The sequence below is a fragment of the Saccharophagus degradans 2-40 genome (assembly GCF_000013665.1).
GTDB lineage: Bacteria > Pseudomonadota > Gammaproteobacteria > Pseudomonadales > Cellvibrionaceae > Saccharophagus > Saccharophagus degradans.
Map to the genome: position 1 here is coordinate 2306144 of NC_007912.1, position 26361 is coordinate 2332504.

At 41.1% G+C, this 26361-nt stretch carries 31 protein-coding genes; 29 read left to right on the forward strand and 2 right to left on the reverse strand.

Features of this window, described 5'->3' with window-relative positions; genetic code table 11:
• The first annotated feature begins 59 nt into the window (after positions 1-59).
• The 26 genes from SDE_RS09485 (at position 60) to SDE_RS09625 (ending at position 20664) form a co-directional block, all read left to right on the forward strand.
• Positions 60-383 (forward strand): hypothetical protein, encoded by a 324-nt coding sequence (locus tag SDE_RS09485; protein ID WP_226986464.1) that lies wholly within the window; start codon positions 60-62, stop codon positions 381-383.
• A 143-nt stretch (positions 384-526) separates the two neighbouring features.
• Complete coding sequence (locus SDE_RS09490; RefSeq protein ID WP_011466943.1) at positions 527-865, forward strand: hypothetical protein; 339 nt, start codon at positions 527-529, stop codon at positions 863-865.
• A gap of 166 nt (positions 866-1031) precedes the next feature.
• Positions 1032-1325: a hypothetical protein gene (locus SDE_RS09495; RefSeq protein ID WP_041324090.1), complete on the forward strand. Its 294-nt coding sequence runs from the start codon at positions 1032-1034 to the stop codon at positions 1323-1325.
• 658 nt (positions 1326-1983) lie between these two features.
• A complete protein-coding gene (locus tag SDE_RS09500) occupies positions 1984-2424 on the forward strand; it encodes a hypothetical protein (RefSeq protein WP_011468294.1) in 441 nt (146 codons plus the stop codon).
• Between the two features lie 120 nt (positions 2425-2544).
• Entirely contained in the window at positions 2545-2964 is a 420-nt protein-coding gene (locus SDE_RS09505) for a hypothetical protein (protein ID WP_143710871.1), read from the forward strand.
• Between the two features lie 153 nt (positions 2965-3117).
• Complete coding sequence (locus SDE_RS09510; RefSeq protein ID WP_041324520.1) at positions 3118-3360, forward strand: hypothetical protein; 243 nt, start codon at positions 3118-3120, stop codon at positions 3358-3360.
• A gap of 160 nt (positions 3361-3520) precedes the next feature.
• A complete protein-coding gene (locus SDE_RS09515; RefSeq protein WP_011468295.1) occupies positions 3521-3811 on the forward strand; it encodes a hypothetical protein in 291 nt (96 codons plus the stop codon).
• A 158-nt stretch (positions 3812-3969) separates the two neighbouring features.
• The gene (locus SDE_RS09520) at positions 3970-4767 is read left to right on the forward strand and encodes a DUF6602 domain-containing protein (protein ID WP_011468296.1); all 798 of its coding nucleotides are present in this window, start codon (positions 3970-3972) and stop codon (positions 4765-4767) included.
• Between the two features lie 143 nt (positions 4768-4910).
• The gene (locus SDE_RS09525; RefSeq protein WP_041324522.1) at positions 4911-5204 is read left to right on the forward strand and encodes a hypothetical protein; all 294 of its coding nucleotides are present in this window, start codon (positions 4911-4913) and stop codon (positions 5202-5204) included.
• 259 nt (positions 5205-5463) lie between these two features.
• Positions 5464-5784 carry a glutaredoxin gene (locus SDE_RS09530; protein ID WP_226986422.1) on the forward strand — a complete coding sequence of 107 codons (321 nt, stop codon included), beginning with the start codon at positions 5464-5466 and terminating at the stop codon, positions 5782-5784.
• A 635-nt stretch (positions 5785-6419) separates the two neighbouring features.
• Positions 6420-7454 carry a hypothetical protein gene (locus SDE_RS21295; RefSeq protein WP_049762614.1) on the forward strand — a complete coding sequence of 345 codons (1035 nt, stop codon included), beginning with the start codon at positions 6420-6422 and terminating at the stop codon, positions 7452-7454.
• An 81-nt stretch (positions 7455-7535) separates the two neighbouring features.
• On the forward strand, positions 7536-8450 hold the full coding sequence (locus tag SDE_RS09545; RefSeq protein ID WP_011468300.1) for a hypothetical protein: 915 nt from the start codon (positions 7536-7538) through the stop codon (positions 8448-8450).
• 136 nt (positions 8451-8586) lie between these two features.
• Entirely contained in the window at positions 8587-9234 is a 648-nt protein-coding gene (locus SDE_RS09550; protein WP_143710872.1) for a hypothetical protein, read from the forward strand.
• Between the two features lie 654 nt (positions 9235-9888).
• Positions 9889-10266 (forward strand): FKBP-type peptidyl-prolyl cis-trans isomerase, encoded by a 378-nt coding sequence (locus SDE_RS21905; protein WP_011468302.1) that lies wholly within the window; start codon positions 9889-9891, stop codon positions 10264-10266.
• Positions 10267-10919: 653 nt separating this feature from the next.
• The gene (locus SDE_RS09565) at positions 10920-11285 is read left to right on the forward strand and encodes a hypothetical protein (RefSeq protein WP_041324527.1); all 366 of its coding nucleotides are present in this window, start codon (positions 10920-10922) and stop codon (positions 11283-11285) included.
• A gap of 126 nt (positions 11286-11411) precedes the next feature.
• On the forward strand, positions 11412-11897 hold the full coding sequence (locus SDE_RS09570) for a DUF2846 domain-containing protein (protein ID WP_041324530.1): 486 nt from the start codon (positions 11412-11414) through the stop codon (positions 11895-11897).
• A gap of 675 nt (positions 11898-12572) precedes the next feature.
• Positions 12573-12839: a hypothetical protein gene (locus SDE_RS09575; RefSeq protein ID WP_011468304.1), complete on the forward strand. Its 267-nt coding sequence runs from the start codon at positions 12573-12575 to the stop codon at positions 12837-12839.
• 170 nt (positions 12840-13009) lie between these two features.
• Complete coding sequence (locus tag SDE_RS09580; RefSeq protein ID WP_011468305.1) at positions 13010-13480, forward strand: hypothetical protein; 471 nt, start codon at positions 13010-13012, stop codon at positions 13478-13480.
• A 584-nt stretch (positions 13481-14064) separates the two neighbouring features.
• Positions 14065-14463, forward strand: coding sequence for a hypothetical protein (locus tag SDE_RS09585; RefSeq protein WP_011468306.1), 399 nt, complete (start codon positions 14065-14067; stop codon positions 14461-14463).
• Positions 14464-14576: 113 nt separating this feature from the next.
• A complete protein-coding gene (locus SDE_RS09590; protein WP_143710873.1) occupies positions 14577-14867 on the forward strand; it encodes a hypothetical protein in 291 nt (96 codons plus the stop codon).
• Between the two features lie 150 nt (positions 14868-15017).
• Entirely contained in the window at positions 15018-15395 is a 378-nt protein-coding gene (locus SDE_RS21910) for an FKBP-type peptidyl-prolyl cis-trans isomerase (protein ID WP_011468302.1), read from the forward strand.
• Between the two features lie 673 nt (positions 15396-16068).
• Positions 16069-16401: a hypothetical protein gene (locus tag SDE_RS09600; protein ID WP_041324536.1), complete on the forward strand. Its 333-nt coding sequence runs from the start codon at positions 16069-16071 to the stop codon at positions 16399-16401.
• A 675-nt stretch (positions 16402-17076) separates the two neighbouring features.
• Positions 17077-17997, forward strand: coding sequence for a GIY-YIG nuclease family protein (locus SDE_RS09605; RefSeq protein ID WP_011468307.1), 921 nt, complete (start codon positions 17077-17079; stop codon positions 17995-17997).
• A 558-nt stretch (positions 17998-18555) separates the two neighbouring features.
• Positions 18556-18849, forward strand: coding sequence for a hypothetical protein (locus SDE_RS09615; RefSeq protein ID WP_041324541.1), 294 nt, complete (start codon positions 18556-18558; stop codon positions 18847-18849).
• Between the two features lie 646 nt (positions 18850-19495).
• Positions 19496-20068 carry a hypothetical protein gene (locus SDE_RS09620; RefSeq protein ID WP_041325624.1) on the forward strand — a complete coding sequence of 191 codons (573 nt, stop codon included), beginning with the start codon at positions 19496-19498 and terminating at the stop codon, positions 20066-20068.
• Between the two features lie 116 nt (positions 20069-20184).
• On the forward strand, positions 20185-20664 hold the full coding sequence (locus SDE_RS09625; protein WP_011468310.1) for a hypothetical protein: 480 nt from the start codon (positions 20185-20187) through the stop codon (positions 20662-20664).
• A gap of 502 nt (positions 20665-21166) precedes the next feature.
• On the opposite strand, the gene SDE_RS09630 is transcribed toward SDE_RS09625, so the two are convergent.
• Positions 21167-22213: an IS110 family transposase gene (locus SDE_RS09630; RefSeq protein ID WP_041325625.1), complete on the reverse strand. Its 1047-nt coding sequence runs from the start codon at positions 22211-22213 to the stop codon at positions 21167-21169.
• Positions 22214-22856: 643 nt separating this feature from the next.
• Here SDE_RS09630 and SDE_RS09635 point away from each other — a divergent pair.
• A complete protein-coding gene (locus SDE_RS09635) occupies positions 22857-23369 on the forward strand; it encodes a hypothetical protein (protein WP_011468312.1) in 513 nt (170 codons plus the stop codon).
• 504 nt (positions 23370-23873) lie between these two features.
• On the opposite strand, the gene SDE_RS09640 is transcribed toward SDE_RS09635, so the two are convergent.
• The gene (locus tag SDE_RS09640; protein WP_041325626.1) at positions 23874-24920 is read right to left on the reverse strand and encodes an IS110 family transposase; all 1047 of its coding nucleotides are present in this window, start codon (positions 24918-24920) and stop codon (positions 23874-23876) included.
• A gap of 185 nt (positions 24921-25105) precedes the next feature.
• On the opposite strand from SDE_RS09640, the gene SDE_RS09645 reads away from it, so the two are divergent.
• On the forward strand, positions 25106-25507 hold the full coding sequence (locus SDE_RS09645; RefSeq protein ID WP_011468314.1) for a DUF4259 domain-containing protein: 402 nt from the start codon (positions 25106-25108) through the stop codon (positions 25505-25507).
• A 115-nt stretch (positions 25508-25622) separates the two neighbouring features.
• Positions 25623-26315 (forward strand): hypothetical protein, encoded by a 693-nt coding sequence (locus SDE_RS09650; RefSeq protein WP_011468315.1) that lies wholly within the window; start codon positions 25623-25625, stop codon positions 26313-26315.
• Positions 26316-26361 lie beyond the last annotated feature (46 nt).

Sequence of the window (26361 nt, forward strand, 5' to 3'; positions counted from 1 at the left end):
TCGCACAAAAGCAGCTCCACTTTGTGCGCCGTTTAGCTCTGCGTTAGGTGTACATGAAGATGAAAAAAATACGGATATTTCTAGTTGTCTGGGGCGTTGTTTGCCTTGTTACGCCTGTACTAAGTGCATTGGAATATCCGTTGATGAAACTTACTACTGAAGGTGCTATGCACTCAATTGAAAATAGATTTATCAATATTGATTTGATGGCCGCTGAAGATAAGAAAAGCTATGAATTTTCAAAATCATGGATTCTTGGTAACGACAAAATGTTAAAAAAGTCAGCCAAAGTACGTCAACAAGCTGTAATGTTTTTAGGTATATCAACATCCTTGTTGTGCTTTTTGGGTGCTATCTACCTTCCGCACCTAACAAAACGCTAAAACACCGTTCCGGCCTGTGGCCTCCACTGGACGCCCAAAGCTCCGCTTCTTTTGTGCATTTGCTTCGCAAATATTCGCACAAAAGCAGCTCCACTTTGTGCGCCGTTTAGCTTTGCGTTAAGCTCAATTAATTAGGATAGAGAATGAAGTACTTGTTTTTTTTATTAATGATAACAATCCCCAGTATAGCTAACGCAGAATGGATGGATTGTGGTCTTGTAACAGTAGATAAGGTTTACGTGCAGGCTTCGCGTGAAGATGGTGGCACGCATCAAAACTCGCTGTTAATTATACCGGGTAATGAAAAGAGTGCAGCTTGTGAAAATGTTACTTTTGCTCAGTTAAAAAATACGGAGCCAGCATACGATGGTGTTCTTTCAATGGCGCTCGTTGCATATACTTCTGGTACCAAGCTTAGACTAGTGGTTAACGCAACTGGTTCTGGTAACACTTATCAAATAGAGTGGGTAAATTTTAACTAGAAGCTTAACAATACGCTAAAACACCGTTCCGGCCTGTGGCCTCCACTGGACGCCCAAAGCTCCGCTTCTTTTGTGCATTTGCTTCGCAAATTTTCGCACAAAAGCAGCTCCACTTTGTGCGCCGTTTAGCTCTGCGTTATGCATATTTGGGGCAGGTTCAATACCCATGTTTTTCTTGTTACCGGTTTTAATTATTCTAGGTTTGTCACCAGCATTGCTTGTTTGGGTGCTGGCTGCTTATTTTTCTCCAGAAGCGTATGATATAAAGCCTTTAAAAATGTTGGTTGTTTCATTTGTATTGTCTGTAGTCATTGGAATGAGCGTTAATATAGAGTTGGAGGCGGGAATGTTGTCGGGTATAGTCTTTATTTCTGTGGCCAGTTTCGCTTTGTCCTGTGTTCTAATTCCTTTAACTATCATATATAAATATGTTCGGTTACGGCTGGCCAAAAATGCATAACAAAGTTATAAACCTGACATTTTGGGCTACGCTTCGTTCTGTGCATTCGCTGCGCTCATTGTTGCACAGCACTACACTCCACCCAAAATGCAGGTTATAACGGCGTTATGAGCTACCAGCTAGTTATCGCCAAGTTCAGTTTTAAGGCCTAAATTGGAATTGTTTTTTAAGTGCTATGGAATGGCTATCTCCCTTTGATTTCCACTTTCATTTCATTTAGAAAAGTAATAGGCTAAAGCCAATTACAACGTGCTTTCGTAGCCCTTAGTTGGCAGTTTTAATCCGGTTTAACTAAATTGTAAAAACACACAAATTAGTTAAACCTCGTTGGTGCTAGTCATCAGGTTTTTACCAGTTTGGTAAATAGTCTTCAGGTTCGAATTATTTTGTTGGCTTTTGGGCAACGCTGCTTTAAGTAAGGTCAAAAGCATCTATGGGTTACTAATCAATTTGGTTGGTATTAAAAAAATAAGGTGTTGCAGGTGCAGTTAGTGGTCTCTCATAACAAAACGCTAAAACACCGTTCCGGCCTTTGGCCTCCACTGGACGCCCAAAGCTCCGCTTCTTTTGTGCATTTGCTTCGCAAATTATTTCACAAAAGCAGCTCCACTTTGTGCGCCGTTTAGCTCTGCGTTATGCATCACAAAGAGAATTGTCTATGAGTTTAAGAATAATTGTATTGGCCCTTTTAGGTTTGTTTATTGGTGGTTGCGTTACGGGTAATACGAGATCGAATATATCCGAAAAAGGAGTAGGTGAAGTTTTTGTAGCTCCAGAAGTTAATGCCGCCGTAGAAGTCGTTATAGCATCAGATGGGATTGTTAGTGTGAGTCAAGCATCTACCGGAGAGAATGGAATAGAATTTTCATTATCTAAAATGGGGAGTGGAGGTATGATGTTATCCGCACAAAGCAGTTTAGATGTTGTGATTAAGTACGATATAGAAATGATAGATAACAACGGAAAACGCTATTATACGAGTAGTTGCCCATTAATGCCCAAGGCGGGAGCGTTTGAGAGTTGGGGGCACAATATTCCCAAGCTAAGAATATCAAACTTTCGTATCCTAAAAGAATCTGAGGCCCTTGTTTGTCAGTAATGCATAACAAAGTTATTAACCTGACATTTTGGTCTACGCTTCGTTCTGTGCATTCGCTACGCTCATTTTTGCACAGCACTACGCTCCACCCAAAATGCAGGTTATAACGGCGTTATGCCTATGAATAGAATCGTTCTAATTTTTACTTTAGCTTTATTTATTGGTTGCACTGATAATGAATCTGTAGCAAATAAAACAAGTGATGAGATCTACTCTAAACTCAAGGCTGAAAATTTCGCGAGTTTAGATCTATCCAATTTTGGCGGTAATGATTGGACGAAAGTTTGCTTTCTAGGTCCATATAATGAGATGTCAGAGAAGGCTCTTGGTTTTAATTGGCAAGTATCGGAATTTACAGATGTTCTTAAATCGGATGGCCATAATGTTATAGTCTTCGCTACAGAATCAGAAGTAATTGAATATGTAGTGCACTTTCGTGGCAGGGGTGATTTTTGGAAGCTATCTGGTAAGTGCTTTAATCGCAACAATTCAAAGTTCATAAAAGGCTCAGGTGGTGATTTCGTACCCCCAAAGGCATAACAATGCCCATCAGGCTCGCCCGCAAGCGGGCTGGACCTCCGTTCCGGCGCTTGTTTTGCAGTTGTCGCTAACGCTACTGCAAAACATTCGCCTCCACTGCGGCCCCTGTGGGCGGCGTTATGCGTCATCCGGACCTGCAAGAGCTATTTGACAATGAGTGCGAGTGAATTTGATGAAAACGACCCTTGGCATGCCAACGTTCATTTGGTTTTTGAATTCCAATGCTATGAATGTGACAAGCTTCTGGGTTATCAAGAGGTTCCGGTTGGCGACTTAGGTGAAAATTTTCTTGAGTATTGTGTAGCTGTATCAAATGAAGCTAAATCCCATGGTTGGGATTTCGTAGAAGACTTTAAATTTTCATGTCCTAGTTGCGCAAACAAGAGACTTGTATAGCGGAATATTTAGGGAGCCAAAATACTCCATATAAAAAGCGCATAACAAAGTTATAAACCTGACATTTTGGGCTACGCTTCGTTCTGTGCATTCGCTGTGCTCATTATTGCACAGTACTACACTCCACCCAAAATGCAGGTTATAACGGCGTTAAGTGTCAATGAAGACTGATATATACCAAAAAATTGAGCGAGACTTCGGTAACGATATTAAGCTGGCTCTTGAGCAAATCGAAATTCTTGATGCTCGTAGCAAGGGTTTAATCGGAGATCGTATGCTCAGAGCTATGATCTTTCTAGCCAAAGGAAATCTTGAGCGCTTTAAGCAGGTCATCGAACTGGGGCGCACTGATTATCGCAATATATTGTGGCAAGCCGAATATGATTGTGGTGAAGAGCAAATTTATGATTTTAACAAAACGTTCCATGAACTTAAGCTCATGGGCAAGTAAACACTTAACAATTCGCTCAAACACCGTTCCGGCCTGCGGCCTCCACTGGACGCCCAAAGCTCCGCTCGTTTGTGCATTTGCTTCGCAAATTTTCGCACAAACCAGCTCCACTTTGTGCGCCGTTTAGCTCTGCGTTATGCCTTTTATGAGAGAGTAGAATGTTAAAGTCACATATGGATGCAGTTGAAAAATACTTGGTTTATAAGTCGAAAGTTTTAGCAAATGCTGGCCATACGTTGCATAAGGGTACTCCGCGTGAAAGCTTTGTAAAAGAGTTCTTGGTAGATCATCTTGGCTCAGACGTTTCTGTTGGGACAGGCGAAATAATCGATTGTGATTCTCAACCAAGTTCGAGCCGCAATCAGTACGATATTGTAATTTACAGAAATGATTTTCCAAAACTTGAGTTTTATGGTGGAATAAATGGATTTTTAATTGAGTCTGTAGTCGCGACGGTCGAAGTTAAATCATTGCTAAATGAGGCAGGAATTCTTCAGTCGGTGAAAGCTGCAAAAAATGCAAAGGCGCTTTCTCCTAGCGTTAAGCAGGGAAGTCGTTTTGGTTGGGTTCCCCCTAAAGTAGCAAATTATGTTGTAGCTTACGATGGTCCTGCAAAAATGAGCACAGTTTATGACTGGATTGTAAAAGCGCACACAGAATTAGCAATTCCAATGCCAACATTTGCACATTTAAATAGAATCGGAGTTTCCGGCACTGCTTTGGACGGAGTTTTTTTATTAAATAAGGGGTTTGTTAAGCTGGATAATTCACCGCTCTCTTTAAATGATGACAATAATCCGAAGCCGGGAACACATGTGATATCTGATTCAGATAGTGGAAATCTACTTATGTTTTTCCTTGCGTTACATGAAATATGTAATAATTTACAAGCCAAGTTGTTAGATCCGGTTCCTTATGTGCAGTCCGCGGATTATAAAAATATAACAGTAGTATAGCTATTGCATAACAAAAATCTGCACCTGACATTTTTTACTACGCTCAATTGTGTATGTCGCTGCGCTCCATTTTACACAATTGCTCTCCGCAAAAACTGCAGGTGAGCTCTGCGTTATGCATATTTGGGGCAGGTTCAATACCCATGTTTTTCTTGTTGCCGGTTTTAATTATTCTAGGTCTGTCACCAGCATTGCTTGTTTGGGCGCTGGCTGCTTATTTTTCTCCAGAAGCGTATGATATAAAGCCTTTAAAAATGTTGGTTGTTTCATTTGTATTGTCTGTAGTCATTGGAATGAGCGTTAATATAGAGTTGGAGGCGGGAATGTTGTCGGGTATAGTCTTTATTTCTGTGGCCAGTTTCGCTTTGTCCTGTGTTCTAATTCCTTTAACTATCATATATAAATATGTTCGGTTACGGCTGGCCAAAAATGCATAACAATACGCTAAAACACCGTTTCGGCCTGCGGCCTCCACTGGACGCCCAAAGCTCCGCTTCTTTTGTGCATTTGCTTCGCAAATTTTCGCACAAAAGCAGCTCCACTTTGTGCGCCGTTTAGCTCTGCGTTAGAGTTGCGAGCATCATAGTCATGAGCGATTTCAATTTAAAGGTAAAGAGTTCAGTTTTAAACGCTTTACTAGCAGCTGTTGGTGTTCTATCTCTTTCTTTTACGATTCTTGAAAACTTAGAGAATGCAATGGTTGTTCTTACCGGTATCGCGTTTATAACGGCATCTATATTTGGCTGGTTTTTCTCGGGATGGTATAAGCTTATTCCTGGCGAGCGCTTTCAATACGAGCCCTATGTTGCAACGGTAATTATAAGTTTTCCGTCAGCGCTCACATCAGGGTTACTATATATGGGCGCAATGGCAATTAGTTCAGGCTCTATACCAATTTTAGAAGCGATTATGGCCGGTACAATCGGTGGTTTAATGGGTGCTGTATTTGTATTGCCTATATCACTAATTCTTGGTGCTGCTTTGGGGCGGTATTTAATTAATGGCCAAAAACTCTAACAAGGCCCACCAGGCTCAGCCGCATCGCGGCTTGGACCTTCGTTCCGGCGCTTGTTTTGTGCTTTTCGCTACGCTTGCACAAAACAATCACCTCCACTGCGGCCCCTGTGGGCGGCGTTATGCATTCGTATAAACCATTATCAGTGAAATAGAATGAAGCTAAAAATTATTAAGTTAATCTTTCTCTGTGTGTGTTGGCTTATATTTATCTTAATGGCTGGCAAATTAATGTATATTTTTTACATCCTAGCTGTTTTAGGCTTAGTTGCTGGCTTCGTTTCGGCGATTTGGATGGCGAATGGTAGTTTGAAGCAGGCTATGTTAGCACTGCTTGTACCGATACCTGCAATTGTATTAATTCCTATATTCTCAGTTACGGATAATACTGGATTGGAGGGTGTGTATGTATTCGGAACAATGTGTGCATTTAGTTTAGGTGTACTGTCTTATCCCTTTTATAGGATGGTGAGATCAACATTTAATAGTGCATAACAAAGTTATAAACCTGACATTTTGGGCTACGCTTCGTTCTGTGCATTCGCTGCGCTCATTGTTGCACAGCACTACGCTCCACCCAAAATGCAGGTTATAACGGCGTTACACCTACACCCATCATTTGATTGCGGAATTAAATTTTGTCGAAAAATGAATTAGTCGTAGATCCGGGATTCGTAAATCACCGAAAAGTTGAAGCAATACTACAAGATGCTGGAACTTCGCTCATAAACAAGAAGATTGCAGAAATTCCATCTGTTACTCCAGAGTGGCGAAAAAAAGTCGTAATAGACCACATTTACACAAGAGTGATGCTGGAATTTTGTAAAGGAATTGGAGTAAAGACATTAGATCAAGTTTTACTTGAGGAAGGCGGCCACTTATTTTGTTCTGTGATAAGAACTAAACCTTGCCCAGAGCTTTATGAGCAGCCTAGGGTTTCTCTAAGTTGTGAACCCTATGAGGGCAGTACCTTTCAGGTCAGACTTGAGTTGACCACGAGTAGAATATCGAGTGATACCTTACACGCAAAAATAGCTCAGGGAGGCGAATTCGCTGTAATAGCTCAATTTATAGAGCTTGACGGAGATTGTTTAATTTTTGCTCCTTTAATTATCGGGTTTCCCTACATGGGAGACACGGATACTGGTGAACTCGCGTGGATAAGATATAGCGACCACTACAATCTTCATGTAGAAGACTTTGATGAGTTCTCTAAAGTGAAAGATTTCGAATTGCCGCCATCCTTTGATGATATGAAGCAAATCAAGGAAAGTGTTTTTAAACAGGCTTTGGGTAAGATACTAAGCGAATCTACAACAAAAGATTGGGGTGGAGAAACTTCGGATTTTCTGACATCACATTTACATGTCAAAGGTGAGCGTGTTGCTGGCGCATTTTTACTCAAAGGGCCTGCAAAGTTTAGCCCGATGACAGTAAAACATCTTGGGAAAAATGGCGATCAAATAGTGAGGCTGTCTCAAGAGCCCGCCGATATTCTTATAGTGCAACACTGCCATGATATTACGTCGGCGGTTATACAAACACTTAAAGTATTTGCTACTCAGCCTTATAACCCAAGATATTATTGTCTCATAGACGGTAGAGAATCTTTGAGAATATTGGAAGCGTATAACTTAAAGGAATGGGCAATAAATGAATCAAAAAAGGTGTAACAAAGCAAGCAAGCGGGACAATTGTTACGCTGCGCTTCACAATTGCCCCTTCTTGCGGCGTTATGTTTTTCGGAGTAATAAATGAAGCTGATAAATGAGATTATTGACACTCTCAGCTCGGATACTGGGAAGTTAAGTGACGCTCTGATTAAGACGAAAGTTTTGCTTCATAAAATTGGCCATAAAGAGCTAGTACCATGGGTAAATAACGAGCTTAACGGATACCCTGATAGGGATTCTGTACCGGATTACAGAATATTGCCCGCACAAGTTTTGGTGAACGCTTCAAATGGAGCGTACAGAGCAACATCTCAACACATCCCTATGGGGCACCTTGAGGAAAAGCATAGAGAAGCAATAGAGACCGCGAGAATGGATCAATCGTTGGCGGTTCTGGAAAAATTTATAGAAAAAGATGCTGGGCATTTGCAAGCACATATACCGATGGAGTCATATGGTCTATTGGGCAAGGGTCTTGACAATGGCTATCAAATAGAAAGTGCGTGGTCGGAGATAAGTCTCACGAGCGTTTTGCAAATGCTAACTCAGGTTCGCTCGCGTCTGTTGGATTTTGTCTTAGAGTTGAACGATCAATTTCCGAGTGAGTTGAATGAAGATCAAGTGAAAGAGCGTATCAGTAGCGTAGATACAGAGAACCTTTTTAATAATGCAATCTTTGGCGATAACACAACGATACTTGTTGGTAGCAGAAATTCCCAGAATGTCTCGAATGTAAGTATAAAAGGTGATTTTAGTGCACTAGCTGAAACTCTAGAAAAGAATGGAATATCAGAATCGGATATTTCTTTGTTAAAGGATGCTATCGATGAGGATTCATCAATAGTAAATAACGAATCAAAGGAGTTTGGACCGGCAGTTAAATCTTGGTTGCAAATGATGCTGTCTAAAGCCGTTGAGGCATCTTGGAATATTGAGCTAGGAGTTGCAAGCAGTCTTTTGGCGACAGCGTTAAATAGTTTCTATGGCTGGTTCTAAAAAACATAACAAGTTTGTCAACAGGACATTTTTTGCTACGCTCCGTTTTGCGGTGGCTTCGCCACTTTACCGCAAAACTCCACTACACAAAAAATGCCTGTTACAAAGGCGTTATACCCAGTCAAGTATCGAGCATATGAAAGAAGAATTGATTAATAAGGCAGAAAATCATGATCTAAATGTTGAAGATATCATCAAGGTATCTAGTTCTAGAGATCCTGATATTTCAATTATTCTTCAAGAAATAAAAGAGAGGATGAGTTGGCCTACCAATCTCGTCGAGAATGTGGACGGTAGTATCATTCCACCGATGGGAATGTGGATAGATGTTGCTTCGGAATACATTGTTAATGGGTATGATGGATTATTTGAGCTAGCGAAAGACGAGAATAAAGTTCGTTTTGTCATTGGTTTCTTACAAGAGTTTAAAACGTCGGAGTCTGTAAATGTCTTGTTAAGAATTTCTGATATATATTCTGTTAGCTCTAATTGTCAAAAAAATACACTTATAAAAATCATTTCTGGTCTAAATCGTATTCTTTCATTTCCTGGGGCGCCGGTAATCGAAGATTCTACTCGATCAAAAGCAAGGGAGCTTATCCAAGAATCATTGAAATTGTGCAACAGTCAGAGCGAATACGGGAATTTACTATGCGCATTGCGTGGGGTTGGAGATGAAGAGAGTATTAAGTTGATTTCTATAGTCCCAAAGCTTGTTGGTGAATGGTCGGGAACTGAGAGTATTGTAAAAAAGGCTATAAAAAATAGATTGAAAAAGGTATAACAAGGCCCATCAGGCTCAGCCGCTTTGCGGCTTGGACCTCCGTTCCGGCGCTCGTTTTGTGCTTTTCGCTACGCTTGCACAAAACGTTCACCTCCACTGCGGCCCCTGTGGGCGGCGTTATGAGCTACCAGCTAGGTATAGCCAAGGTCGGTTTTAAAGTTTAAATATAGGTTAATTTGAATGTGCTATGGAATGGCTATCTCCCTTTGATTTCCACTTTCATTTCATTTAGAAAAGTAATAGGCTAAAGCCAATTGCAACGTGCTTTCGTAGCCTTTGGTTGGCAGTTTTAATCCGGTTTAACTAAATTGTAAAAACACACAAATTAGTTAAACCTCGTTGGTGCTAGTCATCAAGTGTGTTCCTGTTGGGTAAATAGTCTTCAGGCTCGTATTATTTTGTTGGCTTTTGAGTAACGCTGCCTTAAGTAAGGTCAAAAGCATCTATGGGTTACTAATCAATTTGGTTGGTATTAAAAAATAAGGTGTTGCAGGTGCGGTTAGTGGTCTCTCATAACAAAACGCTAAAACACCGTTCCGGCCTTCGGCCTCCACTGGACGCCCAAAGCTCCGCTTGTTTGTGCATTTGCTTCGCAAATTGTTGCACAAACCAGCTCCACTTTGTGCGCCGTTTAGCTATGCGTTATGCGAAAAGATGAAATCAGGAATTAAGCTAATTTCGGAAGAAGAAGGTTTTGGCGAAGAGGTTGAACGCCAAATTACTTATTTAATGAAATTACGGTTTTGGCTAAATAAAGGCGATCCTATTAAATGGAATGCACCTTGGGGGCTAATTGATAGAGCCTCGTTATCGGATGATGGCGAAACTCTAACGACGGATTTACGCGTAGATAGAGAGTCAATGTTCAATGGATTATTCTATGGGGTTGAAGGAATGAGAATAGGTGGCGTTAGAAAACTGATAATATCGCCACACTTAGCTTACGGAGAGGCTGGAATAGAAACCATAATTCCCCCAAATGCTCTAATCATCGTTGAGGTATCAGTTCTTGAAAAACGAATATTTGCATAACAAAACGCTAAAACACCGTTCCGGCCTTTGGCCTCCACTGGACGCCCAAAGCTCCGCTTCTTTTGTGCATTTGCTTCGCAAATTTTCGCACAAAAGCAGCTCCACTTTGTGCGCCGTTTAGCTCTGCGTTATGTTTAATCAGGTATATCAAGTATGTCATTAGCCCGGCATGGAAATCGTGTTATAAAGCTAAGCGGGGTAGTGTCACTCGTCACTTTATTGGGGTTTGTTTTATCTTGCTTGGTATCAATGCCGACAGCAAGCCTGTTAGTGGTTGGGGTAGTGTTGGCGGTATTTAATTTTTTATGTTTGGTTTTAAATTGGAGGTTTAACGGAGTATTTTACTTCATATATCTAATTCCGTTTATCGGACTAAGTATCTCGTTCCCCAACGGAATATTGGAAATATTGCAGTTATTTACTCTGGCTTATGGAGTTGCAATGGCGGCCGTATTTATATTAAAACCATTTATAGTAAAATATTTAGCGGCCAAAACATAACAAAACGCTAAAACACCGTTACGGCCTTTGGCCTCCACTGGACGCCCAAAGCTCCGCTTCTTTTGTGCATTTGCTTCGCAAATTCTTGCACAAAAGCAGCTCCACTTTGTGCGCCGTTTAGCTCTGCGTTATGTGTCACCCGGAATTTAAGCATGGATATTCAACCGGAACAAATTGAACGACATATTCATTTCTTATGTAAAAGGCCGGGAATGTATGTTGAAGAAATTTCGTTTAAGAGCGTGGCAACACACTTAGAAGGCTATTTTGTGGGGTTGATGTCTTTAACTGATACAAAAATGTTCAGTTCCTGGCGTTATTGGGTGGCAATGAAATATGGCATCTGGGATTGTGCTTGGAGTTGGTCGAGAACAATCCGAAGTTCTGTGGATACTGATGATGAAGCTATTGCAATGCTACCAATCCTGTTCAAAGAATTTATTGAAAAATACAGAACCTCAAGTGATCTAAAAATCGAAGAGGAACACATGAGTTTTAATTATAGAAAAAACACATAACCAGACGCTGCACGCGGACCCATTTTGCTACGCTCGTTTGTGTAGTCGCTGCGCTCCATTTTACACAAACGCTCTCCGCAAAATGGGCCGGTGAGCTCGGCGTTATGGCATTTATTTGGAGTAAGTATGTTTTATCGGTTTGTTATTGTTTTTATTGTTTTAATCTTGTTGGCTGGTTGTTCAGCTAGCGGACCAGTATATAAGCAGCATGAGTTACAAAACTCAAAAAATGCCACATTGTATATTTATCGTCCAAGTAAGGCTGTTAATTGTTGTGTGGCTCCTTTGATTTACGTTGACTCTGAGAAACTGGGGCCCTTAAAAAATGGGGGCTATACCGTTCAGGAGTTGGAACCGGGTGCTCACGTTATTACTGTTGGGGATGGAAGCCATGGATTTGACGCGTCAACTGTAGAATTAAACTTTGAGTCAGGGGAAGAGTATTACCTTAAATGGGTGATAGGATCTTTAGATAATCTAGGCGTAGTAATTTTAACTGGAATGGTTGGTGCTGGAGCCGCTGCGCCAGGAGAGCGAGACTATAATCTAGTTGTCATAAATTCAGAAGACGCAAAAGTAGAAATATCTAAATTAAAAATGTCGTTGCCATAACAAAAAGCTGCACCTGACAAATATTGCTACGCTCGTTTTTGTGTATGTCGCGTAGCTCCATTTTACACAAAAACGCTCTCCGCAATATTCGCAGGTGAGCTTGGCGTTATGAGCTACCAGCTAGGTATAGCCAAGGTCGGTTTTAAGGTTTAAATATAGGTTAATTTGAATGTGCTATGGAATGGCTATCTTCCTTTGATTTTCACTTCCATTCCATTTGTAAAAGTAATAGGCTAAAGCCAATTACAACGTGCTTTCGTAGCCCTTGGTTGGCGGTTTTAATCCGGTTTAACTAAATTGTAAAAACACACAAATTAGTTAAACCTCGTTGGTGCTAGTCATCAAGTGTGTTCCTGTTGGGTAAATAGTCTTCAGGTTTGTATTATTTTGTTGGCTTTTGGGCAACGCTGCTTTAAGTAAGGTCAAAAGCATCTATCGGTTACTAATCAATTTGGTTGGTATAAAAAAATAGGGTGTTGCAGGTGCAGTTAGTGGTCTCTCATAACAAAACGCTAAAACACCGTTCCGGCCTTCGGCCTCCACTGGACGCCCAAAGCTCCGCTTCTTTTGTGCATTTGCTTCGCAAATTGTTGCACAAAAGCAGCTCCACTTTGTGCGCCGTTTAGCTCTGCGTTATGTGGCCCCTTGGGTCATGAATATTACTTGAATGTATAAATGGCGAAAATGAAATTATTGGTATTAGTTTTAAAAATTATTGGGGTTATTTCAATTTTTATAGCCTTGATGGCTTTTGGTAGTGATTTTCTACCAGTAGGCGGAGTTCATTTTGGCGGTAACGAATCAATAGGTGGTAAGCACCAGTTTTATAAAATAGTACCAGCAGACGGTGTAAATCCTATTTATGTTGGTGTTACATTCTTAGTTGTTGGTGCCTGTTTAATTGGGGTATCAGCGCAAATTAAAAAATATTTGGTAAAGTAGCGTGGCACATAACAAAACGCTAAAACACCGCTCCGGCCTGTGGCCTCCACTGGACGCCCAAAGCTCCGCTTCTTTTGTGCATTTGCTTCGCAAATTTTCGCACAAAAGCAGCTCCACTTTGTGCGCCGTTTAGCTCTGCGTTAGCTTAAATACGGAAGTTTGATCCAAACATGAAGAAAAGCTTGTACGTCTTAATTGCTTTAACCTTGCTATTCGGCGCTTTTGCTGGGGGCATGAAGTATGGGTTTAATGTTGGCGTTGAAAATTACCATCATTTGGAAAATGTTCTTTCTTCGAATGTTGATGTGCTTCGCGCCATGGATTTGAAGGGAGGCAGTGAGAAAGAGTTAAAGCACATTTATTGGGAGTATGAAAACTCCATTAATAGAGCAATTGATTCATATAATTGGTACCAGAACTCTGGCAACCACGTTTTTTCTAAAGTGTTTTTATCCGGGCACCTAGAAAATCTCGACAAATCCATTATAAATCTCAGCCGCTATCGCAGAGAGCACCCGGTTGAAATGGAAACGGATGTAATGGTTTGCGAGTTGTCCGAGGCTGAAACCCAAAGGGCGTTGTGTCTGGAGAGGTTAGAAAAACGAAGGGATACAGTTAATAAGTACGGGGCAAAAAGCTAACAAGGCTAGCCAACATCGCCCTTGCGGGCTGGACCTCCGTTCCGGTGTTTGTTTATGTGCTTTAACGCTTACGCTAGCACAACACAAACACCTCCACTACGGCCGTTGCTAGCGGCGTTATGAGCTACCAGCTAGGTATCGCCAAGGTCGGTTTTAAGGTTTAAATTTAGGTTAATTTGTATGCGCTATGGAATGGCTTTTTCCTCTGTTTTTCACTTCCATTCTAATTGTAAAAGTACTAGGCTAGACGCAATTCTAGCGAGTATTTTCTAAGCTGTTTTGTGAGCTCTACTTAAAGCAACGAAGGTTGGCGCTACTGTTTTGGCGTTAAGGCAACGCGGCTATAAGTAAAATCAAAAGCATGTATGGGTTACTAATCAATTTGGTTAGTATTAAAAAATAAGGTGTTGCAGGTGCAGTTAGTGGTCTCTCATAACAAAACGCTAAAACACCGTTCCGGCCTTTGGCCTCCACTGGACGCCCAAAGCTCCGCTTCTTTTGTGCATTTGCTTCGCAAATTTTCGCACAAAAGCAGCTCCACTTTGTGCGCCGTTTAGCTATGCGTTATGCATAAGAAGGTATCGATGAAGAAAATAATTATTTTATTATTTACTACGGCACTGTTTGGCTGTGGGGCTAGTTCTCCAGTTAAAGAGGGTCTTGGGTATGAGGGTCAAAATTCGGAAGGCTTGGCAGTATCAGAGTTGTTGGTAAAATTGAAATCCGATCCAAATGTTCAAGTAAGAGTTGATCGCGGTTGGCAAATAGCAGAAGTTAAATCAGAAAGGGCGCTGTACTCCTTCACTCCAGAAACACATCCGGCACACCCTTCGTATGTAAAACGGGAAGTGATAGAAAAAGGTGGTTCTATTTTCATTGAAACTAGTGCCCGTTGTGGAGCCGAAAAAACTGTTTGCGATCAGCTTGTAAGAGACTTTATTGAACTAAACAATAAGGTCAAAGAAAGCATTGGTAGCAAGTAATGCATAACAAGGCCAGTCAATCTGACCTCCGTAAACTGTCTTCTTTTTTGCAAAAAAACGCAAAAAAGCAGCCAATTCACTCCGGCAGTTGCTGGCGGCGTTAGGTGGCAGAAATGGGTTCCAAGCAATTAGAGAAAGCTATCAAAGATATCGGTTGGAAAAGAACCGTTGATATTAATAGTGAAAAAATTAAATTAGCATGCTTGATTCGAGAGGAAGATAGAAGGCCATTCCAGGCAGATTGGTGGAAGGGGAAACAGTCATACATTGTTGCAGTGGACGATAATGGAAATTTTATATTGCGTCATTGCGGTGGTTATATTTTTCGAATTCATCCCAAATCTGAAAGTGAGGAAGTTCTGGCTAAGAGTGAAGGAGAATTTCTGAGTATGATCTATGAGTAGTAAATCACCTAACAATACGCTAAAACACCGTTTCGGCCTTCGGCCTACACTGGACGCCCAAAGCTCCGCTTGTTTGTGCATTTGCTTCGCAAATTGTCGCACAAACCAGCTCCACTTTGTGCGCCGTTTAGCTATGCGTTATGCGAAAAGATGAAATCAGGAATTAAGCTAATTTCGGAAGAAGAAGGTTTTGGCGAAGAGGTTGAACGCCAAATTACTTATTTAATGAAATTACGGTTTTGGCTAAATAAAGGCGATCCTATTAAATGGAATGCACCTTGGGGGCTAATTGATAGAGCCTCGTTATCGGATGATGGCGAAACTCTAACGACGGATTTACGCGTAGATAGAGAGTCAATGTTCAATGGATTATTCTATGGGGTTGAAGGAATGAGAATAGGTGGCGTTAGAAAACTGATAATATCGCCACACTTAGCTTACGGAGAGGCTGGAATAGAAACCATAATTCCCCCAAATGCTCTAATCATCGTTGAGGTATCAGTTCTTGAAAAACGAATATTTGCATAACAAAACGCTAAAACACCGTTCCGGCCTTTGGCCTCCACTGGACGCCCAAAGCTCCGCTTCTTTTGTGCATTTGCTTCGCAAATTTTCGCACAAAAGCAGCTCCACTTTGTGCGCCGTTTAGCTCTGCGTTATGAGCTACCAGCTAGGTATCGCCAAGGTTAGTTTCAAGGCCTAAATTGGAATATTTTTTTATGTGCTATGGAATGGCTATTTCCCTTTGATTTTTACTTTCATTCCATTTAGAAAAGTAATAGGCTAAAGCCAATTACAACGTGCTTTCGTAGCCCTTGTTTGGCAGTTTTAATCCGGTTTAACTAAATTGTAAAAACACACAAATTAGTTAAACCTCGTTGGTGCTAGTCATCAAGTGTGTTCCTGTTGGGTAAATAGTCTTCAGGCTCGTATTATTTTGTTGGCTTTTGAGCAACGCTGCTTTAAGTAAGGTCAAAAGCATCTATGGGTTACTAATCAATTTGGTTGGTATAAAAAAATAAGGTGTTGCAGGTGCAGTTAGTGGTCTCTCATAACAAAACGCTAAAACACCGTTTCGGCCTGCGGCCTCCACTGGACGCCCAAAGCTCCGCTTGTTTGTGCATTTGCTTCGCAAATTGTTGCACAAACCAGCTCCACTTTGTGCGCCGTTTAGCTATGCGTTATGCATCAGGAAGAGTGAATGGATAAAGTTGAATTAATGAAGGTGGAAGATACTTTTGCAATTGAAAGTATTGGGCTAGTACTCGCTCCTTCATTTGATCTTCCGCAGCAAGGAAAATGGGTGAATATCAACGAAACAGTTACCATCGAAACACCTGAAGGAAAAAGTTTATCTGCTGATGCATTGTTCAGCGTCGCTCACTTAAACATTAAGGATCCATCCGTTAGTGTAACCAAGCGTTGGCCTATTCTTGTATCTTTAAAGGGTGTTTCCAAGGAGAGTGTTCCGATAGGCAGTACTGTTTATGTTTCTCAATTAACAAAACAATCGATCATAGGGCAAAATGCATAACAAGGCGTTCAAACTCGTTCCGGGCCTTCGGCCCTACACTGGACAGCCAAAGCTGCGCTGCTTTTGTGCATTTGCTACGCAAATTATCGCACAAAAGCATCACAACTTTGTCTGCCGTTTAACGCGGCGTTATGAGCTACCAGCTAGTTATCGCCAAGTTCAGTTTTAAGGCCTAAATTGGATTTTTTTTAAGTGCTATGGAATGGCTATCTCCCTTTGATTTCTACTTTCATTTCATTTAGAAAAGTAATAGGCTAAAGCCAATTACAACGTGCTTTCGTAGCCCTTAGTTGGCAGTTTTAATCCGGTTTAACTAAATTGTAAAAATACACAAATTAGTTAAACCTCGTTGGTGTTAGTCATAAAGTGTGTGCCTGTTGGGTAAATAGTCTTCAGGTTCGTATTATTTTATTGGCTTTTTGGCAACGCTGTATCAGTAAGGTCAAAAGCATATTTGGGTTACTAATCTATTTGGTTGGTATTAAAAAATAAGGTGTTGCAGGTGGGGTTAGTGGTCTCTCATAACAAAACGCTAAAACACCGTTCCGGCCTATGGCCTCCACTGGACGCCCAAAGCTCCACTTCTTTTGTGCATTTGCTTCGCAAATTTTCGCACAAAAGCAGCTCCACTTTGTGCGCCGTTTAGCTCTGCGTTAGCTTTCTCGGAGAAAATGGATGTATTCCACGAAATATGGAAAAACAATTAAATTATTTCTGATGGATGCTGATCCTGATGGAAGAATGGTTTGCGAACTATCAAACTGGAATGGCAAGGCATATCGAATTCCGCGAGGAAAGGTTAAGGATTGTTCGGATAGACACGATTTAAAAGGAACATCTGTATACCTGTTATTTGGCCGAGCAGAATCTTCAACCTCAAAGCCCAAAGCATATATAGGTGAAGCTGAAAACGCTTACTCTCGTCTTGTCCAGCATGTGTCTGAAAAGGAATTTTGGAATGAGTCTGTAGTATTTATAAGCAAAGATGAAAACCTTAATAAAGCCCACATTAAATATCTTGAGTCCAGGTTATATGAAATCGCCTCAACAGCAGGGCGATACGATATTCAAAATGGGAATACTCCAACAAGAAGTTCCATTTCTGAATCAGATCAAGCAGAAATGGAAGAGTTTATTGAATATATAAAAATACTAATCAACACAATGGGCTTCAAAGTTTTTGAGCCTCTTATTAAAGTCGAGTCCAGCTCACAAGAGCCCGATGAGTGCTTTTATGTTAAAGGTGCTCGGGGCGCCGATGGGCGAGGAAAAAGAACATCGGATGGTTTCGTTGTGTTTGCGGGCTCTCAGGTGGCTGCGGATACAGTTCCATCATTCCCGAAAGGGTTCAATGCACTTAGAGACGAACTGATTGATAATGAGATTATTATCAAAAAAAACGAGACTTTGGTTCTCGCATCTGACTATCTATTTAGTAGTCCATCTGCGGCAGCTGCCGTAATTATGGGACGAAGCGCGAACGGTCTAATTGAATGGAAAAATATACAAGGCAAGGAATTGAAATCCGTCGAAGAATCAGAAATATCAAAAGCTAACAAGTCAATGCAGCCGACCGCTAACGCGTCGGCTGATTGAGGCGTTATGAGCTACCAGCTAGGTATCGTCAAGGTCGGTTTTAAAGTTTAAATATAGGTTAATTTGAATGTGCTATGGAATGGCTATCTTCCTTTGATTTTCACTTCCATTCCATTTGTAAAAGTAATAGGCTAAAGCCAATTACAACGTGCTTTCGTAGCCCTTGTTTGGCAGTTTTAATCCGGTTTAACTAAATTGTAAAAACACACAAATTAGTTAATCCTAGTTGGTGTTAGTCATCAAGAGTATGCCTGTCGGGTAAATAGTCTTCAGGTTCGTATTATTTTATTGGCTTTTGGGCAACGCTGTATAAGTAAGGTCAAAAGCATATTTGGGTTACTAATCTATTTGGTTGGTATTAAAAAATAAGGTGTTGCAGGTGCGGTTAGTGGTCTCTCATAACAAAACGCTAAAACACCGTTCCGGCCTTCGGCCTCCACTGGACGCCCAAAGCTCCGCTTGTTTGTGCATTTGCTTCGCAAATTGTTGCACAAACCAGCTCCACTTTGTGCGCCGTTTAGCTCTGCGTTATGCATATTTGGGGCAGGTTCAATACCCATGTTTTTCTTGTTACCGGTTTTAATTATTCTAGGTCTGTCACCAGCATTGCTTGCTTGGGCGCTGGCTGCTTATTTTTCTCCAGAAGCGTATGATATAAAGCCTTTAAAAATGTTGGTTGTTTCATTTGTATTGTCTTTAGTCATTGGAATGAGCGTTAATATAGAGTTGGAGTCGGGAATGTTGTCGGGTATAGTCTTTATTTCTGTGGCCAGTTTCGCTTTGTCCTGTGTTCTAATTCCTTTAACTATCATATATAAATATGTTCGGTTACGGCTGGCCAAAAATGCATAACAAAGTTATAAACCTGACATTTTGGGCTACGCTTCGTTCTGTGCATTCGCTGCGCTCATTGTTGCACAGCACTACACTCCACCCAAAATGCAGGTTATAACGGCGTTATGAGCTACCAGCTAGGTATAGCCAAGGTCGGTTTTAAAGTTTAAATATAGGTTAATTTGAATGTGCTATGGAATGGCTATCTCCCTTTGATTTCCACTTTCATTTCATTTAGAAAAGTAATAGGCTAAAGCCAATTGCAACGTGCTTTCGTAGCCTTTGGTTGGCAGTTTTAATCCGGTTTAACTAAATTGTAAAAACACACAAATTAGTTAAACCTCGTTGGTGCTAGTCATCAAGTGTGTTCCTGTTGGGTAAATAGTCTTCAGGCTCGTATTATTTTGTTGGCTTTTGAGTAACGCTGCCTTAAGTAAGGTCAAAAGCATCTATGGGTTACTAATCAATTTGGTTGGTATTAAAAAATAAGGTGTTGCAGGTGCGGTTAGTGGTCTCTCATAACAAAACGCTAAAACACCGTTCCGGCCTTCGGCCTCCACTGGACGCCCAAAGCTCCGCTTGTTTGTGCATTTGCTTCGCAAATTGTTGCACAAACCAGCTCCACTTTGTGCGCCGTTTAGCTATGCGTTAAATGGTACAAACGATGAGCTGGCTTCCTGTATATATATCAAAAGAAGACTTAAAAAATGTTTCAAGTTGGCTTTGCGATGAACCAAATATTGCCTTAATAAAATCTGTGGGGTCGGGGAAATGGCAAGCATTTAATGACTTTTCAATAGAGTCTTCCGGGAGGTATTGCTTGTACCACACAGAATGTGGGCCTCTTCCTCTTATAAGCGACTCAATGCTAGAAGAGGACGGTACGATAGAAGATCCTTTTTCAGGTTGGCAGGAGCTTAAATCAGGAGCTGAAAAAGATATACCCTGGTTTGGCCCAGGACATACCGCTATTTTTTGGTTCAATGTTCGCCAAATAGAAGGTGACATGATCGGTATGTCTTCTTTTGAATGGATCGGAAACCATTATTCATCGATAGATGGGCCTGCGCCGGATGCAGCAAAAAAATGGTGGGCACGCCTGGGTCGTTGGATAAAAAAACAATCTAAGAGAATTCAAAGAAGAGGCGAGGTGTTTGGTGATAATAACGAGATCTATGCTATGGAGTCTGCGCTTCAGTCTATCAATGGTGGTTGTAAACGTGCGTTTAATCCGTAACCCCCATTTAACAAAACAATCAACCGGACTCCGCTAAGCGTGGTTCGCTTTGCTCACAATACCACGCTTAGCTAAGCTCGGTTATTGTGGCGTTATACCTAAAGGGAGACTGAAGATTGCCTGAAAAATTACTATCCGCTTTGGTCGCAGGTATTGTCGCAATTGGAATATCACTTATTTCAGCTTACTTTCAGCGTCGAGCTTTCCGACAAGCGGTTGAATCAAAATACAGTGAAAAATTAATCGATTTACGCTTTGATAATTATCAATCAGCATTTGAAATTGTCGGCAAGATTAGTCTAACCAAGGGGCGTAGAAGTCAAAAAGACACGCTCAAATCTATAACTGAAGAGCTTCGTAGCTGGCACTGTGGTCCTGCATCAATGGTCATGTCCTCAAAATCGCAAAACGCCTATAACAGATTGAGACGGCGGCTAATATCAACCTATGAAAGTGGTTTAGAATTGAATGATGACCAATCAAATGCGGAGAAGCTTTTTTCTGCAATTAGTGACTTTAGGCACGCGCTTAAATTTGATCTTCGGCTTTTATTTAATGAGCTAGAAAGTGAAAAATTTGATGCCCATAGTGAGTAAAGGTATAACACCTATATGACCGGACCTGTCAAAGAACAATAACTCACCAAAACCCTTGGTTTAATGCCTAGAGTTAATAAAAAAGCAATTTTGAATGTTTCTACTGACGATAATTTCATGGAAGGCTTAGTGGTAACTGTACCAAACACCTATTGAGAGTCAGTCCAAATTAACGTTCGACGCTTTCATTCGCTGAAGTAATCTGGATGCCTTAGCTTTACTAAGGCGCTACTAGAAATTTATCGGTTACCCTTGGATCTGGCGCTTCAAAGAATCGGGCTTACGGTGTTTTGTATCCAGTTATAGATCACTCAGTCAAGGGGCAGTCACACGTCAAAAAAGCGTAGGGCGGGTAGCGTGTTCTGTCTAATCAAAGCGAGAGAGTTGGCATTTTTTCATCAGGCTAAGAGTAAGCTCGAGCTTAAACGGATAACTTAGCTTAGGATCTTTATGCTCGGCACCCTAGTTATACCTGCTAGCTCAAACACGCTACCCTAAACATTTAACTATTTCGAAAAAAGTAATTCATATCAAAGACATCGTTCCTTTTCATCATAAAATAAATAGCGCGTCCTAATTTGTGAGATAGTATGGACAGCGCTTTACCTTTGCCAAACTTCTTGCTTAATTTAGTAACATATTTCTGAGCTTTATCATTTCCACGTATGAATAAAATAGCCGCTTCAGAAAAGGCCCATTTTAGATGAGCGTTACCTATTTTTGAGCCTGATGTCCCCATTTTTTTGCCAGCCGACTCATTCGCACATTTAACTAAACGGGAGTATGAACAAAAATTTTGAACCGTTGGAAAGCGATCGATCGATAGAATTTCATACATGATTGTTAAATCCAAAATATCGCCAATCCCAGGAACTGTTTTTAATCGGTACAACATTCGGCCATCGTAGTCTTTCGCATGCCTGATAATGTAGTTTTCGAGGTTCCGTATCTGATCGTGAAGGCTGTCCATAACGGCAATATCGGTTTCAACATTAAGTCGTACAGAAGCGTTATCGAAGTGATCTGCTATACCTTCGCGATTACCTTTGTGAACGATGTTTTTGTCGAACGGCTCAAGATTATATTGGTAGTTGGTGATACTAATATGGCTTTGAATCTCACTCTTAATGCGAACCAAATGGCTTCGTCTACGCATGAGGTCGCGAACAGGCCGAAGCTCGGCAGGATAGGCATAGGCGAGAGGGAAATCGCCGCCTCTCATAATGCGTGCGATTTTTTCCGAGTCAACTTTATCGTTTTTGGCCTTTCCGCCGTGAATACACCTCATGTAAAGTGCATGGCCTAAGATAAATTCGATGCCTTCTTTGGCGCACAAATCAGCCAGCCAATACCAAGAAAACATGCACTCAACGCCTACGACAATGTCTTCACGATAGGGGGCTATGAGCTTTAAAAACGCCTTACCATTAGTAGGTATATTCTTATGAATCAGTATGTTAGCATCAGAATCAAGTATGCAGACGTACATCATTTTGGTATGCAAATCTATTCCGCAGTAATGTTTGTGGGAAATGGTATAAAATCTCATATGATGATCTCCTTCTTTAATTAACTTTTGTTGTGGTGATTTAAGTTTAGAAGGTTTCCATTGGTCTCCGGAGGAGGAGGTCATCATAAGTATCAAATTGCTCAAGCGGGACTCCAATTAGCGTGGTTCGCTTGCGCTCACATTACCACGCTAATTTCCGCCCCTTAGCAAGGCGTTATGAGCTACCAGCTAGGTATCGCCAAGGTCAACTTTAAGGCCTAAATTTTGTATGTTTGTATTTGCTATGGAATGGCTATTTTCCTCTTTTATTTGCTTCCATTCCATTTATAAAAGTAATAGGCTAAACGCAATTTTTGCGAGTATTGGCTTAGCTGTTTTGTAATTTATACTTAAAGCGAAGAAGGTTGGTGCTACAGCTTTGGCTTTAATGCAACGCGGCTATAAGTAAAATCAAAAGCATGTATGGGGTACTAATCAATTTAGTTGGTAATAAAATATTTAAGGTGTTTCAGGTATGGTTCGTGGTCTCTCATAACAAAACGCTAAAACACCGTTCCGGCCTGTGGCCTCCACTGGACGCCCAAAGCTCCGCTTCTTTTGTGCATTTGCTTCGCAAATTTTCGCACAAAAGCAGCTCCACTTTGTGCGCCGTTTAGCTCTGCGTTAGGATAAGGAAAATATAATGCACAGATTAATAGCAGTAGGATTGTTTCTGTTTGCTTCTCTTGGTAATGCTCAAGAGGTTATAACTGGCACTTATAGTTTAGATAGAATGCTGAGCACAAAAAACTTAACCTTTCCCAGAATTCTTGTGTACGATCAAAATAGAATTTTGATAGAAAAGGATGACTGGCCGAAAGAACTTTCGGCTCTAGCTGAAGTATCAGGGCAGTCATACTGTTGTGTAAGTGATTCACCATCTGATGGGGATGAGCCACCTGAAGACTGCAAAAAAATCGTATATGGATACGATGTGAAAGAACATTTTGTGGGTTTAATGCAACCTTCCTCGGGAAAACCACTCGAGTTGAATGACATTCCCGATTCGGAATATTTAATTGTGGAATACTTTGCTGAATGGTGTCCACCGTGTCATCCAGCAAGGAAGAAGCTAGAATCTTTCATAGAATCTATCGACTCTGCTGGCTATATTGCGCTCATCGTTGATTTTACCGCTATGCAAAATGAAATATAAATATCCTAACACCTATATGACCGGACCTGTCAAAGAACAATAACTCACCAAAACCCTTGGTTTAATGCCTAGAGTTAATAAAAAAGCAATTTTGAATGTTTCTACTGACGATAATTTCATGGAAGGCTTAGCGGTAACTGTACCAAACACCTATTGAGAGTCAGTCCAAATTAACGTTCGACGCTTTCATTCGCTGAAGTAATCTGGATGCCTTAGCTTTACTAAGGCGCTACTAGAAATTTATCGGTTACCCTTGGATCTGGCGCTTCAAAGAATCAGGCTTACGGTGTTTTGTATCCAGTTATAGATCACTCAGTCAAGGGGCAGTCACACATCAAAAAAGCGTAGGGCGGGTAGCGTGTTCTGTCTAATCAAAGCGAGAGAGTTGGCATTTTTTCATCAGGCTAAGAGTAAGCTCGAAGCTTAAATGGATAACTTAGCTTAGGATCTTTATGCTCGGCACCCTAGTTATACCTGCTAGCTCAAACACGCTACCCTAAACATTTAACTATTTCGAAAAAAGTAATTCATATCAAAGACATCGTTCCTTTTCATCATAAAATAAATAGCGCGTCCCAATTTGTGGGATAGTATGGACAGCGCTTTACCTTTGCCAAACTTCTTGCTTAATTTAGTAACATATTTCTGAGCTTTATCATTTCCACGTATGAATAAAATAGCCGCTTCAGAAAAGGCCCATTTTCGATGAGCGTTACCTATTTTTGAGCCTGATGTCCCCATTTTTTTGCCAGCCGACTCATTCGCACATTTAACTAAACGGGAGTATGAACAAAACTTTTGAACCGTTGGAAAACGATCGATCGATAGAATTTCATACATGATTGTTAAAGCCAAAATATCGCCAATCCCAGGAACTGTTTTTAATCGGTACAACATTCGGCCATCGTAGTCTTTCGCATGCCTGATAATGTAGTTTTCGAGGTTCCGTATCTGATCGTGAAGGCTGTCCATAACGGCAATATCGGTTTCAACATTAAGCCGTACAGAAGCGTTATCGAAGTGATCTGCTATACCTTCGCGATTACCTTTGTGAACGATGTTTTTGTCGAACGGCTCAAGATTATATTGGTAGTTGGTGATACTAATATGGCTTTGAATCTCACTCTTAATGCGAACCAAATGGCTTCGTCTACGCATGAGGTCGCGAACAGGCCGAAGCTCGGCAGGATAGGCATAGGCGAGAGGGAAATCGCCGCCTCTCATAATGCGTGCGATTTTTTCCGAGTCAACTTTATCGTTTTTGGCCTTTCCGCCGTGAATACACCTCATGTAAAGTGCATGGCCTAAGATAAATTCGATGCCTTCTTTGGCGCACAAATCAGCCAGCCAATACCAAGAAAACATGCACTCAACGCCTACGACAATGTCTTCACGATAGGGGGCTATGAGCTTTAAAAACGCCTTACCATTAGTAGGTATATTCTTATGAATCAGTATGTTAGCATCAGAATCAAGTATGCAGACGTACATCATTTTGGTATGCAAATCTATTCCGCAGTAATGTTTGTGGGAAATGGTATAAAATCTCATATGATGATCTCCTTCTTTAATTAACTTTTGTTGTGGTGATTTAAGTTTAGAAGGTTTCCATTGGTCTCCGGAGGAGGAGGTCATCATAAGTATCAAAGCGCTGCTACGGAAAAATTTTCCGCTGCGCTCCAAATTTTCCGCAGAGCGCGGCGTTAGCTGTAAATCGAAACACAGAGGAGAAAATTATGGGTGCATGGGGGATGGGTGTATTCGATGATGATACATCTTGTGATTTACTCTACGATGCAATGGATACTGATGCAGGTACATTCATAGCGAAAGCAGTTGGGCACAAAGATTCGGATTACCTTGAATATGATGATTGTCACGAGGTCATCGTTTCCGGGGCAATCTTGGATTCCCTTCTCGTCGGAACAAAGTACTCGCATGAAACGGAAGGGTACGATGATTGGCTTTCGAAGCAAGATAAATCGGCACTATCCAAGTACAAAGAAGATATTGTTTCTGGGTTAAATTTGGTGCTATCGGATAAATCCGAATTGAATGAACTGTGGCAAGAAAACGAAGAAGACTACCCCACTTGGAAGTCTAATATTGAAGGCATTATTGCCAATCTTCGCAGCTAACAAGTTTGTCAACAGGACATTTTTTGCTGCGCTCCGTTTTGCGGTGGCTTCGCCACTTTACCGCAAAACTCCACTACACAAAAAATGCCTGTTACAAAGGCGTTAGGCATCAATAATGAAATCCTGGATTGATAACACAAAGCCAATAAGTAAGATTGATGCAGAAATATGCTATCTGCTGAAAGATGACTTTTATTATGGTCCTGACTCCCACCCTCAGATTGTGGAGAGGAAGGAAGTAGACCCTCTTCCAATGCTCGACTTCCCTAGGGTGGTTGAGCAAATGGCAAGAACCTCAGAAGTGTCAGGTCATGAACATCAGCTAGCGAATTATTATTCTGGTGTTTTATCTGCAGCCAAAAGGCACGAGAAGTCTTTTAACGAAATACGTCAATATTTTTGGCTTCGATTTTGGCTATGGAATTCGGAAGAGGATATACATGTGGGGTTTCCTTGGTACGACACGCTGGGAGAAATAGAAAACTTTATTAAATCTGTCATTGAAACTGAGAGTGGTGAGGTTTTTTATGATGTCGACCAAGGGTGGGAGTTAGATGTCTATGCAAAAGATGGGTTCCTATATATCCAAGAACGGGATCCAGATTATGATGAGGTTTATTACTCAGTTAGCGTGCCTAGAGATCCTTTAATAAAAATCCTCATTGAGCTAATTGAGAGGGCTGACACTCAGATTGAGAGCTTGTCAAACTTAGTAGGACATAACTATTGGCGGTCACGTGAGCCCGTAGAGATGCCAGCTAAAGAAGCGTCAGGAGTTTCTAAAAAGCTTTGGTGGAAATTGTGGTAAAGCCTAACAAATTGCTGCACCTGACAAATATCGCTACGCTCGTTTT

What these genes read in the sequence shown, in the direction of transcription:
- SDE_RS09495 (WP_041324090.1), top strand. Translation starts at nt 1,032, where the DNA reads ATGTTTTTCTTGTTACCGGTTTTAATTATTCTAGGTTTGTCACCAGCA.
- SDE_RS09575 (WP_011468304.1), top strand. Translation starts at nt 12,573, where the DNA reads ATGGCGAAAATGAAATTATTGGTATTAGTTTTAAAAATTATTGGGGTT.
- SDE_RS21910 (WP_011468302.1), top strand. Translation starts at nt 15,018, where the DNA reads ATGAAATCAGGAATTAAGCTAATTTCGGAAGAAGAAGGTTTTGGCGAA.
- SDE_RS09520 (WP_011468296.1), top strand. Translation starts at nt 3,970, where the DNA reads ATGTTAAAGTCACATATGGATGCAGTTGAAAAATACTTGGTTTATAAG.
- SDE_RS09615 (WP_041324541.1), top strand. Translation starts at nt 18,556, where the DNA reads ATGTTTTTCTTGTTACCGGTTTTAATTATTCTAGGTCTGTCACCAGCA.
- SDE_RS09510 (WP_041324520.1), top strand. Translation starts at nt 3,118, where the DNA reads ATGAGTGCGAGTGAATTTGATGAAAACGACCCTTGGCATGCCAACGTT.
- SDE_RS09530 (WP_226986422.1), top strand. Translation starts at nt 5,464, where the DNA reads ATGGTTGTTCTTACCGGTATCGCGTTTATAACGGCATCTATATTTGGC.
- SDE_RS09490 (WP_011466943.1), top strand. Translation starts at nt 527, where the DNA reads ATGAAGTACTTGTTTTTTTTATTAATGATAACAATCCCCAGTATAGCT.
- SDE_RS09620 (WP_041325624.1), top strand. Translation starts at nt 19,496, where the DNA reads ATGAGCTGGCTTCCTGTATATATATCAAAAGAAGACTTAAAAAATGTT.
- SDE_RS09550 (WP_143710872.1), top strand. Translation starts at nt 8,587, where the DNA reads ATGAAAGAAGAATTGATTAATAAGGCAGAAAATCATGATCTAAATGTT.
- SDE_RS09585 (WP_011468306.1), top strand. Translation starts at nt 14,065, where the DNA reads ATGAAGAAAATAATTATTTTATTATTTACTACGGCACTGTTTGGCTGT.
- SDE_RS09590 (WP_143710873.1), top strand. Translation starts at nt 14,577, where the DNA reads ATGGGTTCCAAGCAATTAGAGAAAGCTATCAAAGATATCGGTTGGAAA.
- SDE_RS09515 (WP_011468295.1), top strand. Translation starts at nt 3,521, where the DNA reads ATGAAGACTGATATATACCAAAAAATTGAGCGAGACTTCGGTAACGAT.
- SDE_RS09505 (WP_143710871.1), top strand. Translation starts at nt 2,545, where the DNA reads ATGAATAGAATCGTTCTAATTTTTACTTTAGCTTTATTTATTGGTTGC.
- SDE_RS09580 (WP_011468305.1), top strand. Translation starts at nt 13,010, where the DNA reads ATGAAGAAAAGCTTGTACGTCTTAATTGCTTTAACCTTGCTATTCGGC.
- SDE_RS09485 (WP_226986464.1), top strand. Translation starts at nt 60, where the DNA reads ATGAAAAAAATACGGATATTTCTAGTTGTCTGGGGCGTTGTTTGCCTT.
- SDE_RS09650 (WP_011468315.1), top strand. Translation starts at nt 25,623, where the DNA reads ATGAAATCCTGGATTGATAACACAAAGCCAATAAGTAAGATTGATGCA.
- SDE_RS09605 (WP_011468307.1), top strand. Translation starts at nt 17,077, where the DNA reads ATGTATTCCACGAAATATGGAAAAACAATTAAATTATTTCTGATGGAT.
- SDE_RS09565 (WP_041324527.1), top strand. Translation starts at nt 10,920, where the DNA reads ATGGATATTCAACCGGAACAAATTGAACGACATATTCATTTCTTATGT.
- SDE_RS09630 (WP_041325625.1), bottom strand. Translation starts at nt 22,213, where the DNA reads ATGAGATTTTATACCATTTCCCACAAACATTACTGCGGAATAGATTTG.
- SDE_RS09640 (WP_041325626.1), bottom strand. Translation starts at nt 24,920, where the DNA reads ATGAGATTTTATACCATTTCCCACAAACATTACTGCGGAATAGATTTG.
- SDE_RS09545 (WP_011468300.1), top strand. Translation starts at nt 7,536, where the DNA reads ATGAAGCTGATAAATGAGATTATTGACACTCTCAGCTCGGATACTGGG.
- SDE_RS09500 (WP_011468294.1), top strand. Translation starts at nt 1,984, where the DNA reads ATGAGTTTAAGAATAATTGTATTGGCCCTTTTAGGTTTGTTTATTGGT.
- SDE_RS21905 (WP_011468302.1), top strand. Translation starts at nt 9,889, where the DNA reads ATGAAATCAGGAATTAAGCTAATTTCGGAAGAAGAAGGTTTTGGCGAA.
- SDE_RS09600 (WP_041324536.1), top strand. Translation starts at nt 16,069, where the DNA reads ATGGATAAAGTTGAATTAATGAAGGTGGAAGATACTTTTGCAATTGAA.
- SDE_RS09645 (WP_011468314.1), top strand. Translation starts at nt 25,106, where the DNA reads ATGGGTGCATGGGGGATGGGTGTATTCGATGATGATACATCTTGTGAT.
- SDE_RS09635 (WP_011468312.1), top strand. Translation starts at nt 22,857, where the DNA reads ATGCACAGATTAATAGCAGTAGGATTGTTTCTGTTTGCTTCTCTTGGT.
- SDE_RS09525 (WP_041324522.1), top strand. Translation starts at nt 4,911, where the DNA reads ATGTTTTTCTTGTTGCCGGTTTTAATTATTCTAGGTCTGTCACCAGCA.
- SDE_RS09570 (WP_041324530.1), top strand. Translation starts at nt 11,412, where the DNA reads ATGTTTTATCGGTTTGTTATTGTTTTTATTGTTTTAATCTTGTTGGCT.